The organism is Pseudomonas sp. MTM4 (genome assembly GCF_019355055.1).
Classification (GTDB): Bacteria; Pseudomonadota; Gammaproteobacteria; order Pseudomonadales; family Pseudomonadaceae; genus Stutzerimonas.
The window spans coordinates 60,247-74,109 of sequence record NZ_CP048411.1 but is presented as its reverse complement, the minus strand read 5'-3'; the positions used below and the strand labels follow the sequence as shown (position 1 = coordinate 74,109).

General features: G+C 58.9%; 12 protein-coding genes and 3 tRNA genes. 1 reads left to right on the top strand and 14 read right to left on the bottom strand.

Features of this window, described 5'->3' with window-relative positions:
• Nucleotides 1-8 precede the first annotated feature (8 nt).
• From oadA to mgtE, 3 genes are all read right to left on the bottom strand, one after another.
• The gene (oadA, locus tag GYM54_RS00415; protein WP_197444576.1) at nt 9-1,790 is read right to left on the bottom strand and encodes a sodium-extruding oxaloacetate decarboxylase subunit alpha; all 1,782 of its coding nucleotides are present in this window, start codon (nt 1,788-1,790) and stop codon (nt 9-11) included.
• 20 nt (nt 1,791-1,810) lie between these two features.
• The gene (locus GYM54_RS00410; RefSeq protein ID WP_197444575.1) at nt 1,811-2,065 is read right to left on the bottom strand and encodes an OadG family protein; all 255 of its coding nucleotides are present in this window, start codon (nt 2,063-2,065) and stop codon (nt 1,811-1,813) included.
• Nucleotides 2,066-2,206: 141 nt separating this feature from the next.
• The gene (mgtE, locus tag GYM54_RS00405) at nt 2,207-3,649 is read right to left on the bottom strand and encodes a magnesium transporter (RefSeq protein WP_197444574.1); all 1,443 of its coding nucleotides are present in this window, start codon (nt 3,647-3,649) and stop codon (nt 2,207-2,209) included.
• Nucleotides 3,650-3,947: 298 nt separating this feature from the next.
• Between mgtE and GYM54_RS00400 the strand changes: the two genes are divergently transcribed.
• The gene (locus tag GYM54_RS00400) at nt 3,948-4,436 is read left to right on the top strand and encodes a DUF4124 domain-containing protein (RefSeq protein ID WP_197444573.1); all 489 of its coding nucleotides are present in this window, start codon (nt 3,948-3,950) and stop codon (nt 4,434-4,436) included.
• 41 nt (nt 4,437-4,477) lie between these two features.
• Here the strand turns inward: GYM54_RS00400 and GYM54_RS00395 are convergent.
• From GYM54_RS00395 to rnd, 11 genes are all read right to left on the bottom strand, one after another.
• Nucleotides 4,478-4,554, bottom strand: a tRNA-Arg gene (locus GYM54_RS00395).
• 69 nt (nt 4,555-4,623) lie between these two features.
• Nucleotides 4,624-4,700: transfer RNA gene (locus GYM54_RS00390), tRNA-Arg, on the bottom strand.
• A 108-nt stretch (nt 4,701-4,808) separates the two neighbouring features.
• Nucleotides 4,809-4,899: transfer RNA gene (locus GYM54_RS00385), tRNA-Ser, on the bottom strand.
• A 62-nt stretch (nt 4,900-4,961) separates the two neighbouring features.
• Complete coding sequence (gene csrA / locus GYM54_RS00380; protein WP_003283978.1) at nt 4,962-5,147, bottom strand: carbon storage regulator CsrA; 186 nt, start codon at nt 5,145-5,147, stop codon at nt 4,962-4,964.
• A gap of 182 nt (nt 5,148-5,329) precedes the next feature.
• The gene (locus tag GYM54_RS00375) at nt 5,330-6,565 is read right to left on the bottom strand and encodes an aspartate kinase (protein ID WP_131648403.1); all 1,236 of its coding nucleotides are present in this window, start codon (nt 6,563-6,565) and stop codon (nt 5,330-5,332) included.
• 159 nt (nt 6,566-6,724) lie between these two features.
• Complete coding sequence (gene alaS / locus GYM54_RS00370) at nt 6,725-9,349, bottom strand: alanine--tRNA ligase (protein WP_197444572.1); 2,625 nt, start codon at nt 9,347-9,349, stop codon at nt 6,725-6,727.
• Nucleotides 9,350-9,528: 179 nt separating this feature from the next.
• The gene (gene ltaE, locus GYM54_RS00365) at nt 9,529-10,533 is read right to left on the bottom strand and encodes a low-specificity L-threonine aldolase (RefSeq protein ID WP_197444571.1); all 1,005 of its coding nucleotides are present in this window, start codon (nt 10,531-10,533) and stop codon (nt 9,529-9,531) included.
• A gap of 54 nt (nt 10,534-10,587) precedes the next feature.
• Nucleotides 10,588-11,814, bottom strand: a complete 1,227-nt coding sequence (locus GYM54_RS00360) for a hypothetical protein (RefSeq protein WP_197444570.1) — start codon at nt 11,812-11,814, stop codon at nt 10,588-10,590.
• Between the two features lie 52 nt (nt 11,815-11,866).
• Nucleotides 11,867-12,316, bottom strand: a complete 450-nt coding sequence (locus tag GYM54_RS00355) for a YcgN family cysteine cluster protein (RefSeq protein ID WP_131648399.1) — start codon at nt 12,314-12,316, stop codon at nt 11,867-11,869.
• Between the two features lie 77 nt (nt 12,317-12,393).
• A complete protein-coding gene (locus tag GYM54_RS00350) occupies nt 12,394-12,687 on the bottom strand; it encodes a YcgL domain-containing protein (protein ID WP_131648398.1) in 294 nt (97 codons plus the stop codon).
• Nucleotides 12,684-13,808 carry a ribonuclease D gene (gene rnd, locus GYM54_RS00345; RefSeq protein ID WP_197444569.1) on the bottom strand — a complete coding sequence of 375 codons (1,125 nt, stop codon included), beginning with the start codon at nt 13,806-13,808 and terminating at the stop codon, nt 12,684-12,686. Before rnd ends, GYM54_RS00350 begins: the two co-directional genes overlap by 4 nt.
• Nucleotides 13,809-13,863: the final 55 nt, after the last annotated feature.

Genomic DNA, 13,863 nt, shown 5'->3' with positions numbered 1-13,863 from the left:
CGCACTCCTTAAGCGATGGTCAGCAGGCTGTCGCCCACCGACACCGCATCGCCGACCTTGACGTTCACACCTGAAACGGTGCCGGCCTTGAATGCGCGGATTTCAGTTTCCATCTTCATGGCTTCGAGGATGATGACCAGATCACCCTCCTGAACTGACTGACCGGGCTGTACGAGCACCTTGAAGATATTGCCCGCCAGCGGAGCAGGCTGCGGCTCACCTGTACCAGCGGCCGGTACGGTAGCGGCTCCAGGCGCTGCGTCCGCCGCCTCACCGATCAGTTTGAGACCTTCTATGTCGCCACCTTCATTGACCTGTACCACAAACGACTTGCCGTTGACCTCGACGGTGTAGACCTCGGGTACGCCCGGTTCGCGCGGTGCCTTGTCATTACCGGTCGGCACCGGCTCGAAGGCGGCGGCGTTGCCACGATTCTCGAGAAACTTGAGGCCGATTTGTGGAAACAGTGCGTAGGTCAGGACGTCATCGATTTCGTCCTTGGCCAGCCTGATGCCTTTCTCTTGCGCCAGCGCTTTCAGCTCGGCCGTCAACTTGTCCATTTCCGGTTGCAGCAGATCGGCGGGACGGCAGGTAATGACGCTCGCACCGTCGAGCACACGCTGTTGCAGTTCGGTATTGAAGGGGGCCGGCGCGGAGCCGTATTCACCCTTGAGGATCCCGGCAGTTTCCTTGGTGATGGACTTGTAGCGCTCGCCGGTGAGTACGTTGATCACCGCTTGCGTACCGACGATCTGCGAAGTCGGCGTCACCAACGGAATGAAACCGAGGTCCTCACGAACCCGAGGGATCTCGGCCAGTACTTGATCGAACTTGTCGAGAGCACCTTGCTCCTTCAGCTGGCCCTCCATGTTGGTCAGCATGCCGCCCGGCACCTGAGCCAAGAGGATGCGCGAATCGACGCCCTTGAGCGTGCCTTCGAATTTCGCGTACTTCTTACGTACCTCGCGAAAATACGCAGCGACTTCCTCCAGCAGGTCGAGATCAAGGCCCGTGTCCCGGTCGGTGCCCTGGAAAATCGCCACCACCGACTCGGTCGGCGAATGGCCATAGGTCATCGACAGCGAAGAAATGGCGGTATCAACGTTATCGATACCCGCCTCGACGGCTTTGAGAATCGCTGCAGTAGAAAGGCCCGCCGTGGCGTGGCACTGCATATGGATTGGAATGGACAGGCTTGCTTTCAGACGCGAGACCAGCTCATAGGCGGTATAAGGCGCGAGGATGCCGGCCATATCCTTGATCGCCACCGAATCGGCGCCCATGTCTTCGATCTGCTTGGCCAAATCGACCCACATTTCCAGGGTATGCACCGGGCTGGTGGTGTAGGAAATGGTGCCCTGGGCATGTTTGCCCTGCTGCTTGACGGCCCGCAGCGCGGTTTCCAGATTGCGTGGATCGTTCATCGCGTCGAATACGCGGAATACGTCGACGCCGTTGACCGCAGCCCGCTCGACGAATTTCTCCACCACGTCATCGGCGTAATGCCGATAGCCCAGCAGGTTCTGACCGCGCAGCAGCATTTGCTGACGGGTCTTGGGCATCACGCTTTTCAGTTCACGGATGCGTTCCCAAGGGTCTTCACCGAGATAGCGAATGCAGGCATCGAAGGTCGCACCGCCCCAGGATTCGACCGACCAGAACCCGACCTGATCGAGCTTGGCGGCAATCGGCAGCATATCCTCGAGACGTACCCGAGTGGCGAGAATGGATTGATGGGCATCACGTAGCACCACATCGGTAATGCCGAGCGGTCGTTTTGCAGAATGCATGAAGGGAACTCCCTGTCTGATCAACCGCGACGGGCACGGTGCTGATGAATAGCGGCCTGGATGGAAGCAAGAACGTCCGCGTCCGGCTCAGCTGCTGCGCCCGAAGTGGCAGGCTTGACGGAAACTACCTGTGCTGCTGGCGTACTATCGAAGCGAGCGATTACAAACGCCATCAGTCGGATGCATGCAATCAATAAGACAAGGAAAATGAAGACAGAACCTAGGCCGAATAGCATAAGTTCGACGCCTTCAAGCAGGAGTTCGCTAGGGGTCATCAGTATTTCCTGTCCAATCAGCGGCTCGGGCCGCCTGTTATTCGCATCGTGTTCTAGAAACTTCGCCAAGGCGAAACCTCCGAACAGTAGCCCGAAAAACGACAGCAAAGCAAACGCCAAGCCGCTGTAGATGGGAAGGAGTCAGAGCAGGAAAACAGTCGCCAGACCGAGAAAGATAAAAAAACCACCGCTATCGGTCACGGCAGTGATCATCACGCTGGCGCCGAGCGCAGGATCCCGCCCCATACGGGCTAGCGTTACTGGAATGAGCACCCCCATCAAGGCTGCCAACAGGAGATTGAGGGTCATCGCTGCGGTCATCACCGCCCCCAGCGACCAGCTGCCATAAAGCCAATAGACCACCATGCCTATGACTCCACCCCATATCAGACCATTCAGCATGCCAACACCTGCTTCCTTACGCAGCAAGCGAGCACTATTGCCCGTACCCATCTGATCCAGCGCCATCGCCCGAACGATCATGGTGATGGTTTGATTGCCGGAGTTACCACCGATACCGGCGACAATGGGCATCAACGCAGCCAATGCGACCAGCTTTTCGATCGAGCCGTCGAACAGACCGATCACGCGTGAAGCGATAAAGGCCGTGATCAAATTTACCGCCAACCAAGCCCAACGGTTGCGCAGCGACTTCCAGACCGACGCGAAAATATCTTCTTCTTCGCGCAGACCCGCCATGTTCAGAACTTCGCTTTCGCTCTCTTCGCGAATCAGGTCGACCATTTCATCAATGGTCAGGCGCCCGATCAGCTTGCCACTCTTGTCCACCACAGGCGTGGAAACAAGGTCGTAACGCTCGAACGCTTGAGCTGCCTCGTAGGCATCCTCGTCCGGGTGAAAGGTCACCGGATCGCTGGCCATTACCTCGGAAACGTCTCGCTCCGGATCGTTGACCAGCAAGCGCTTGATGGGCAGAACCCCCTTGAGCACGCCGTCATAGTCGACTACGAACAGCTTGTCGGTATGCCCCGGTAGCTCCTTCAACCGGCGCAGATAGCGAAGGACCACTTCAAGACTCACATCCTCACGAATCGTGACCATCTCGAAGTCCATCAATGCGCCGACCTGATCCTCCTCGTAAGACAGCGCCGAGCGGACACGCTCACGCTGCTGCGCATCGAGTGTTTCCATCAGCTCATGCACGACGTCACGGGGCAGCTCGGCAGCCAGATCCGCCAGCTCGTCGGCATCCATTTCCTTAGCGGCCGCCAGCAGCTCGTGATCGTCCATGTCGGCGATCAGTGTCTCGCGAACGGCATCGGAAACTTCGAGAAGAATGTCGCCATCGCGGTCCGACTTGACCAGCTGCCAGACCGTCAGACGCTCATCGAGCGGCAACGCCTCAAGAATGTAAGCGATGTCTGCGGGGTGTAGCGCTTCCAGTTTACGCTGCAGCTCGACGAGGTTCTGGCGGTGCACCAGATTCTCAATGATGTCTTGGTGCTGCCCTTCCTGACGGTGCGCCAAGTCTTCAACGATCTTATGCCGATGAAGCAAGTCGATGACCTGCGCCAGACGATCCTGGAGACTTTCCTGCGGCTTTTTTGCTTCTACTTCAGTCATGGCGCACTCCATCCCCAGCGGTCGGAACGCACCAAGGGATCAATCATTCGGAACGTGATTGGCAAGAAAAAGATTTATGTGACTACTGGGCAAATCCATGAGAAGGATCCAGAAGCCCCAACAGGGGCGAACCGCGCAATGATACCACCCCGCCCACCACGCCAGATTCGCAACTGCAGACAATACAACCGCTTGCGCCGGCTTTCAGTGTCGACGCATTCACGTTGCGAGAAGACACGACCGCAGCACCACAAATTATTAGTTAGGCTGCCCAACCGATCGTCAAGGAGGACGAACAATGAACAAACTTCTCACTGCAAGCTGCTGCGCCCTATTTCTCATCACGACCCCGACGCTCGGAGCACGCATCTATCGCTGCGTCGATGATGCAGGCAACCTCACCTTCACCCGACAGGGTTGCCCTACGAATCAGACCGCTCAAATTCAAGAAGCGCTAAATCCCACACCAAGCTCCGGCAAGGCTGTTCCCCTAGCCAAACCAAGGAAAGCACCCAAGGCCGCCAGGGAAGAAACCAGGCAGCTCACCGTTGTAGGCAAACAGGACGACGGTTGCGGAAACCGCGTGACAGGCAGCGCGAGACGCAATGCACTCATAAGCCAGCAGATCCTTCCAGGCATGACCCGCGCCGACATCGAAAGCACCTTCGGCACGCCTGACACCGTAACCAATCGCAACGGGCAAATGCAGTATCGCTACAGTAGCGACAAGGGACGGACGCGGACCGTCAGCTTCGACGAGCACGGCTGCGTTCGAGGTAAACCCTGAACAATAAAAAAGGGCCTGCATCGCTGCAGGCCCTTTTGGGTTGGTGCACTCAGGAGGATTCGAACCTCCGACCGCTCGGTTCGTAGCCGAGTACTCTATCCAGCTGAGCTATGAGTGCATAAGCGCTTGATAAACCAGATCACCGCTGGCTACAACAACGAATCGCATTTCCGCAACTCGTTTAATATGGTGCACTCAGGAGGATTCGAACCTCCGACCGCTCGGTTCGTAGCCGAGTACTCTATCCAGCTGAGCTATGAGTGCACTAAGGGTGCGCATTATAGATTCGCGAATTTGTTGGTCAAGCTCTTTAATTCAATGAATTCCATCAAACCAAACAGCTAAATCGACTCACTATCTAACTATGCAAAATGGCGGAGAGGGGGGGATTCGAACCCCCGACACCCTTTTGAGATGTACTCCCTTAGCAGGGGAGCGCCTTCGGCCACTCGGCCACCTCTCCGCAACACGGGGCGCATGATACCCATCTTTACCCCGCTTGCAAAGCCAAAAATCACATAAATATTAATGGCTTGGTTCTTGATCTTTCTCTTTCTGGATCCGTTGGTAAATCTCCTCGCGATGCACCGCTACCTCTTTGGGTGCATTCACTCCAATGCGCACTTGATTTCCCTTAACACCCAGCACAGTGACAGTCACATCGTCACCCACCATCAGGGTCTCTCCGACCCGGCGAGTCAGAATCAGCATTCCTTTCTCCTTAAAAACGGATTCAATTCAGTAAACAGTCTGCAAAGATAAAAACGGATAATGTTCCGTGAGACATCGACCCTAGAGCCTTTCACCAGCTATTGACCAGCAAAAACGTCTCTAAAGTTCCTTTCGGCTCATTCAAATCGACAGAAGGTGCGAATTAACGCAATTCCGTCGAATCAATCACCTTTTGCGGTTGGAGCGTCCAGCTCGAATGCGGTATGTAGCGCCCGCACCGCCAGCTCCAGGTACTTCTCCTCGATCACAACCGAAACCTTGATCTCCGAAGTGGAAATCATCTGGATGTTGATATTTTCCTTCGCCAGCGCCTCGAACATCCGGCTGGCGACGCCCGCATGCGAGCGCATACCGACGCCGACTATCGACACCTTGGCGATATCGACATCGCCGATGACTTCCCGTGCACCCATGTCCCGCGCAATGCCCTCGAGCACCTGCTGCGCGTTATGGTAGTCGTTCCGGTGGACAGTGAAGGTAAAGTCCGTGGTGTTATCGTGCGCGACGTTCTGCACGATCATATCGACCTCGACGTTCGCCGAGCTGATCGGGCCGAGAATCTTGAAGGCTATCCCGGGCGTATCCGGCACACCACGAATGGTCAGCTTGGCTTCGTCACGGTTGAACGCGATGCCGGAGATGATGGGCTGTTCCATGGATTCCTCTTCATCAAGTGTAATGAGGGTTCCCGGACCCTCCTGAAAGCTGTGCAGCACGCGCAACGGCACGCTGTATTTTCCGGCAAACTCCACGGCGCGAATCTGCAGCACTTTGGAGCCGAGACTCGCCATCTCGAGCATTTCTTCAAAGGTGATCTTGTTCAGGCGCTGAGCCTTGGCGACCACGCGCGGATCGGTCGTGTAGACACCGTCGACGTCGGTGTAGATCTGGCACTCGTCCGCCTTCAACGCAGCCGCGAGCGCGACACCGGTCGTATCCGAACCGCCACGCCCGAGAGTGGTGATGTTTCCGCTTTCATCCACGCCTTGGAAGCCTGCAACGACCACCACGCGGCCAGCCTTGAGTTCCTTTTGAATATTTTGCGAGTCGATCTGGAGAATACGCGCCTTGGTATGCGCACTATCGGTAAGGATACGAACCTGGCTGCCGGTGTAGGACACAGCCGGTACGCCAATCTTGATCAACGCCATCGCCAGCAGGGCGATGGTGACCTGCTCACCGGTCGAAACCATGACATCCAGCTCGCGAGCCACGGGCTGCTCAGTGATCTGTTTGGCCAAATCGATCAGGCGATTGGTTTCACCGCTCATGGCCGAGACCACCACGACGATGTCGTCGCCGTTGTCGCGGAATTTCTTGACCTTCGCCGCCACCTGTTCGATGCGCTCGACGGAGCCCACCGAGGTACCTCCAAACTTCTGTACGATCAAAGCCATTTCATCGCCGCCTAAGCCCGTCACGGGCGCTCATTAAATAACCTGCCTGCTCAAAGCATCGCTTATTGCGTGCGGGCAGCGGCCTGCCCGCTTGCGATGCGTTGTCCGTTACGCCTCAGTGCCTCGACCAAGGACAGAGCGGCACTATCATCGCTCTGGTTACAAACCTTGCTCTACGAATGCGTGCGCGAGTGCCAGCGCCTCGTCGAGTCGCGCCGCATCGCTGCCGCCACCTTGTGCCATGTTCGGGCGTCCGCCACCCTTGCCGCCGACAGCCGCAGCCGCCTGCTTCATCAGATCGCCTGCCTTCAAACGGCCAGTGAGATCCGGGGTCACGCCAGCCACCAGCACGACCTTTTCGTCCTGCACGCCGCCGAGCAGAATCACGCCGCTGCCGAGCTTGTTCTTCAACTGATCAACCAATGCCAGCAACGCCTTGCCATCCAGGCCATCGACACGGACGGCCAAGGTCTTCACGCCCTTCACATCGACAGCGGATCCAGCGAGATCATTGCCGGTGGCGCTAGCCGCCTTGGCTTTGAGCTGTTCAAGCTCTTTTTCCAGTTGACGATTGCGCTCCAGCATCGTGCCCAGCTTATCCAGCAGATTTTCACGACTGCCTTTGACCAGCGCGGCGGCTTCTTTCAGCTGGTCTTCCGCGCCGTTCAGATAAGCCAGCGCCTGCTCGCCAGTGACCGCCTCGATGCGGCGCACGCCGGCTGCCACACCGCCTTCGCTGATGATCTTGAACAGCCCGATGTCGCCAGTGCGCTTGACGTGAGTGCCGCCACAGAGTTCGACCGAGAAGCCTCCGCCCATGGTCAATACTCGCACCTGATCGCCGTACTTTTCGCCGAACAGGGCCATCGCCCCTTTGCCCTTCGCGGTCTCGATGTCGGTTTCCTCGATTTCAACGACCGAGTTGCAGCGAATCTCCGCGTTCACCTTGTCTTCAAGCGCCTTGAGCTGCTCAGGCTTGATCGCCTCGAAATGGCTGAAGTCGAAGCGTAGACGCTGACTATCGACCAACGAGCCCTTCTGACTGACGTGCTCGCCCAGAATCTGCCTCAGCGCCGCGTGCAACAGGTGCGTTGCCGAATGGTTCAGCGCCGTGGCCTGACGAACCGATGCGTCGACGGTGGCATCGACAGTCCCGCCCACCTGAAGGTTGCCGCTATCGAGAATGCCGTGGTGTAGAAATGCACCGCCAGCCTTGCTGGTATCGCGCACATCGAAGCGCAGCCCTTCAGCGGACAGGTAACCGCAGTCACCGATTTGCCCACCTGACTCGGCATAGAACGGCGTCTCATCGAGAACGACAACGCCCTCCTCACCTGCCGACAGGCTCTGTACGGCCATGCCTTCTTTGAACAACGCCAACACCTTACCGCTGCCAGAGGTGCCGAGATAACCGGTAAAACGCGTTTCGCCCTCAACCTTGACCAAGCTGTTGTAGTCCATGCCAAAGGCGCTGGCCGACCGCGCGCGCTCGCGCTGAGCTTCCATCTCACGCTCGAAGCCTTCCTCGTCCAGTGTCAACTCGCGTTCGCGGGCGATGTCGCCGGTGAGATCCACGGGGAAACCGTAGGTGTCGTAAAGCTTGAAGATCACCTCGCCGGGGATGACGCTGCCCTTCAGCTCGACCAGGTCCTGCTCGAGAATTTTCAAGCCCTGTTCCAGCGTCTTGGCGAACTGCTCTTCTTCGGTTTTCAGCACGCGCTCGATGTGCGCCTGCTGCTGTTTCAGCTCGGGGAAGGCCTCGCCCATTTCGGCGACCAGCGCCGCGACGATCTTGTAGAAAAAGCTACCCTTGGCGCCCAGCTTGTTGCCATGGCGACAGGCGCGACGAACGATGCGGCGCAGCACGTAGCCGCGACCTTCGTTGGACGGTGTCACGCCATCGGCGATGAGGAAACCGCAAGAGCGGATATGGTCGGCGACAACCTTCAGCGAAGCCTGTCCTTCATTGCTGCAACCAATCGCCCCGGCAGCCGCATTCAGCAGGCTCTGGAACAGGTCAATCTCGTAGTTGGAATTGACGTGCTGCAATACCGCGCTGATGCGCTCCAGCCCCATGCCGGTATCCACGCTCGGCGCCGGCAGCGGGTGCATGACACCGTCGCCGGTGCGGTTGAACTGCATGAACACGTTGTTCCAGATTTCGATGTAGCGGTCGCCGTCTTCCTCGGGCGAACCGGGCGGGCCGCCCCAGATATGCTCGCCGTGGTCGAAGAAGATCTCGGTGCAGGGGCCGCAGGGGCCGGTGTCGCCCATCGCCCAGAAGTTGTCCGACGCATAGGGCGCGCCCTTATTGTCGCCGATGCGCACCATGCGTTCGGCCGGTACGCCGACTTCCTTGGTCCAGATATCGTAGGCCTCGTCATCGGTGGCGTAGACGGTGACCCAGAGCTTCTCGGACGGCAGATTCAGCCACTTGGGCGAGGTCAGGAATTCCCAGGCGTAGGTGATGGCATCGCGCTTGAAATAGTCGCCGAAACTGAAGTTGCCCAGCATCTCGAAGAAAGTGTGATGACGCGCGGTGTAACCGACGTTCTCCAGGTCGTTGTGCTTGCCGCCGGCACGGACGCATTTCTGGCTGGTGGTGGCGCGGGTATAGGCACGCTTCTCCAGACCGAGGAAGCAGTCCTTGAATTGGTTCATGCCGGCGTTGGTGAACAACAAAGTCGGATCGTTCGCCGGAATCAGCGAACTGGAGGCCACGCGAGTGTGGCCCTTCTCTTCGAAGAAGCGGAGGAAGGCTTCACGGATTTCTGCGCTTTTCATAGATTTCTTCCAGAAGACAGCGGCCGAACGGCTGCAAAACGACACGGCGAGGCGGCACCGGGGGCCGGTTCGCAACTATCCAAACGGATAGCCGGCAAAGGGCCGCATTATATCGGGCCAACGCCTCGCGCATAGAGGATAAGTGAGATTGAATCAAGCTATTCGACAGCAATTCGGACCTATGCTCTGACGAAAGCAGCGAAGATCTCGACGATCGGCTCGATATGCTCGGGCCGCACATCCAGATGCGTCACCATCCGCAGCCGTGGCGCAGCGGTGAGGATGACGCCGCGCTCCGCACAAAACGCCTTCAGCGCCGCCGCGCGATCGCCCATCTGTACATAAACCATATTCGTCTGTACCGGCTCGACCGCGTAACCCAACGCTTGCAGCCCTTCCGCAATAGCGAGCGCGTGCCGGTGGTCCTGCTCCAAACGCTGCACCTGATGCTCCAGCGCATAGAGTCCGGCCGCCGCCAGCACACCAGCCTGACGCATACCACCGCCGACCATCTTTCGCAGCCGCCGCGCCTTGGCAATGAACGCCTCGTCACCGCAAAGCACCGAGCCGACCGGAGCACCCAACCCTTTCGACAGGCACACCGATACCGAGTCGAAGTGACGGCTGATGTCGTGCGCCGTACACCCCAACTTGACAACAGCGTTGAACAGCCGGGCACCGTCGAGGTGCAGCGCCAATCCTCGCTCGCGGGTGAATGCTCTGGCCTTGGCCAGGTATTCGAGCGGCAGCACCTTACCTTGCATGGTGTTTTCCAGCGCCAGCAGGCGAGTCCGGGCGAAATGGAAATCGTCCGGCTTGATCACCGCTGCGACTCGCTCCAAATCCAGCGAGCCGTCAACTTCCATTTCGATCGGTTGGGGCTGGATGGAACCGAGCACCGCGGCGCCACCCGCCTCGTACTTATAGGTGTGCGCCAACTGGCCGGTGACATATTCATCACCGCGCTCGCAGTGCGACATCAGCGCCAGCAAATTACTCATGGTGCCGCTGGGTACGAACAATCCTGCTTGCATGCCCATCTGCGTCGCTAGGGTTCGTTCCAACAGTCGAATGGTAGGATCTTCGCCGTAGACGTCATCGCCGGTGGGCGCTCTCAGCATGGCCTCGCGCATACCGGTCGTAGGTTGTGTGACCGTATCGCTGCGTAAATCGATCAGGCTCATGGCAATTCCTTGGTTTCGGGTCATCTGCCCAGGCGCGCCCCAACCTCACGTCTTTCAACGCAACAGACGGGTGTCCAACACGGCCGAGGCGCCGCCCAGCATGGTTTCGGTGATATCAATGAAATCTTCGGTGGTGGCCTTGTCGAGGCGCATCAGACCGCGCGCGACATCGTCCAGCGAGTGTCGGTTCTTGGTGCGCTGTCGGATCTCTCGGTCGAGCTCCTGCAACAGCAACACCGCCCTGGCCGTGACGGGACCGCTGGAATGTTCGGTCCGCAGACTGGTGACTTTGCGACTCCATTTAGTCAGGTGTTCACGCACCCGCTGGTATCGATCCTCGCTCATGCCGCCGGCCCTGCGCATCAGTTCGATGGCGTAGTACTCGGCCAGCCCTTCGCTAATCCAGTCACTGCGGTCGGCATCGGTGATACGGCTAAACACGTGAACGAGTTCATGCACCAGTGAGCTGGTGCCATTTTCGCTAACCAGCGGCCGATCGGCGTGCATGAACAGGGAGTTCGGGCCGGACAAGCCGCCCCGCCACATCGGGTCTCCAGCGCCGACGATCAGCAGTTTCTTCGGATCACGTGGGAACACGTTCTGCACTTCGGGCCAGACGAACGTGAGCAGCGTAAGGATATCCATCCGCCGCAATCCCTCGCCCACCGGGCCAGCCACTGTTACGTCGGTTTCGCCGAGCTTGGCCCGACGACTACCGAGCTTGCCGGCAAGAATCCAGCCGGTAGGACGATCGAACAGGCGCTCGCGATTGTCGATGCGAAAACGGTTCTTGCCGATGCGGGGCCAGCCCGTCTCGACGCTCTTCCACTCCTTCGGAAGCTCGATCCGCAGTCGGGAAATCAACTTGACGCCGTCCTGATGATCCATGCGACCGGCAGGCACCAGATCGTCACCGCGCAGCAACGCCCAGTCGTCCGTCATTCGCGCATCGAAGCGTCCGCTCTTGCGCTGGTGACTAACCTTGACCCGATAGCTCAGCCGCGCCTTGCCAGCGACCGGGCGCCAGACACCGCGGCCGTTCTCTTCCTGCCAGCTGCCCTCCGGATCGGTTACGAAGCCGCTGTACAGCCCTTCGTCACCCAGATTGAAATCGATGTATTGGATAACGCTGCCGTCTTCTACAAGCAGTTCGACTTCAGCAATATCCTGTTCGGGGACGAACTTGACGTTGAAGTCGACATCGACGCTCTTGGCGGCGTGCGCAGTCGTGATGAAAGACAACAACAGAACGGCAAGCAGCGGTAACAGGCGAAGGGACATCGAGCGACTCCAGGTTGAGTTCAGTGCTATGACGACGCGCCCAGACGGAGATTCAACCGGCTCGGAAAATCAAGTGATCTTCCCAGTCGTCCTCGGCGACGGAGCCCTCGGCGATCATCCGCCCGGACTGAGAAATCCGTTCGGCATGCACTGCATCCGGGTCGCCGCAAACCAGATGATGCCAGAGCGGGAGATCCTTACCCTCGGCTACCAGTCGATAACCGCAGGTCGGTGGCAGCCACTTGAATTGCGCGGCATCCGCTGCGGTCAGCTGAATGCAATCGGGCACACTGGCGCGTCGGTTGGGGTAGTTCGTGCAGCGGCAGGTTTTCAGATCGAGCAATTTGCAGGCGATGCGGGTGTAGTAGACGCTGCCGTCCTCCTCGTCCTCGAGCTTCTGCAGGCAGCACAACCCGCAGCCGTCGCACAGCGACTCCCATTCGACCGAATCCAGCTCGGCGAGGGTTTTGCGCTTCCAGAAGGGTTCGACTTTTGCCGCCATGGAATTTGCCATCTCGAATAAAGGCGCGAGTCTAGCCATTGCGATGCGACTGGCCAAGCTCGGGCACGCGTGCCGGCTTAAACGGGATCGTTGCGGCGCAGCAACTCTTCGGGCAGGTGCTCGATGTATTCCTCTTCCGGCGGCGGCATCTGCAGGTGGTAACCCTGTTTTTCCAGGTTATCGAGCACCGTTGCAATATCTTCCCGGGCCAGCTTGCGCTCGGGGGTCAGGACGATATCGAACGCATGCTGCGGCGGGCCGAAGGCAGCCAGCAAGGCTTCCGGCACACGCGCCAGCGCCTCGCTACGCTCGACGTACAGGTACATTTCGTTCTTGCGGGGGCTTCTATATATAGAACAGATGCGTTTCATGACTTCACTTCCAGCACATCGAGAAGGGCTTGGCCCATGCGTTCACGACGCCAACCGCGCAACGAATCAGGCAATTCATAGGGACCATCCGGATAGCCGCTCTTCAACAAGGCTTCGAGCACCTTCTTGCGCAGCATTAGTTCAGGGGCGATATCAAGCGCCTGGGCTTCGCGCTGACCCACCGCACGAAGCTTTTTCAACAGCCCCGATACCTCCAGAGGCAGCGGCTCCGGCAGCGGCCCCGGCCAATCCTGCTCAGGCGCGGCGGCGCCGACGCGGATGAGCTCCAGCAAGGTTTCGCCATCCTGACGCACGGTGCGCGGATGCATATCGTCGATACGCGCGAGACTTACAAGATCGGCCGGCTGGGTACGTGCCAGCGGCCACAAGCTGTGCTCACGCAACACCCGATTGCGCGGCTGATTGCGCGCTCGCGCCTCACGCTCTCGCCAAGCGGTCAGTACACGCAACACCGCGAGCTGTCGCGGTTTGAGACGCCAGGCCTGCTTGACGTCGCGATAGGCTTCATCAGGGTCCGTTTCGCGCTGCAGATTGGCAACCAGCTCGGAACCGTCTTCAAGCACCCAGGCGCGTTTTTCCTCGGACAGCCTCGGCTGCAGCGCCTCGTACAGCTCGGCCAGATGCTGCGCATCTTCGGCGGCGTAGCGAATCTGCATCTCACTCAGTGGCCGCTGGAGCCAGTCGGAGCGCGTTTCGCCCTTGGGCAGCTCGATGTTCAACACGCTCTGCACCAGGCGCGAATAACCCATGGAGAAACCGATATTCAGGTAGCCGGCGGCGAGCTGCGTATCGAACAGCGGGTTCGGCAAACTGTTGGTCAGGCGCCAAAACACTTCCAGGTCTTCACTGCAGGCATGCAGGACCTTCACCACGGCCGGGTCTTCCAGCAGCCCGGCAAATGCACTCCAATCGCTGATCCGCAGCGGGTCGATCAGGTAGGCGCAACGCCCGTCGCCAACCTGCAAAAGCGCCGCAATCGGGTAAAAGGTATCGACCCGCATGAACTCGGTATCTACCGCCACGTAAGGCAGCTGGCGCCACTCGCCACACAGACGGGCCAGATGCGCGTCATCCAGCACCCATTGAGTTTCGATGGCCACTAGGCCCTCCTTGTTATTCGGCTCGCGGCCGGACGCCTGGTCGAAAGGCGCGCAG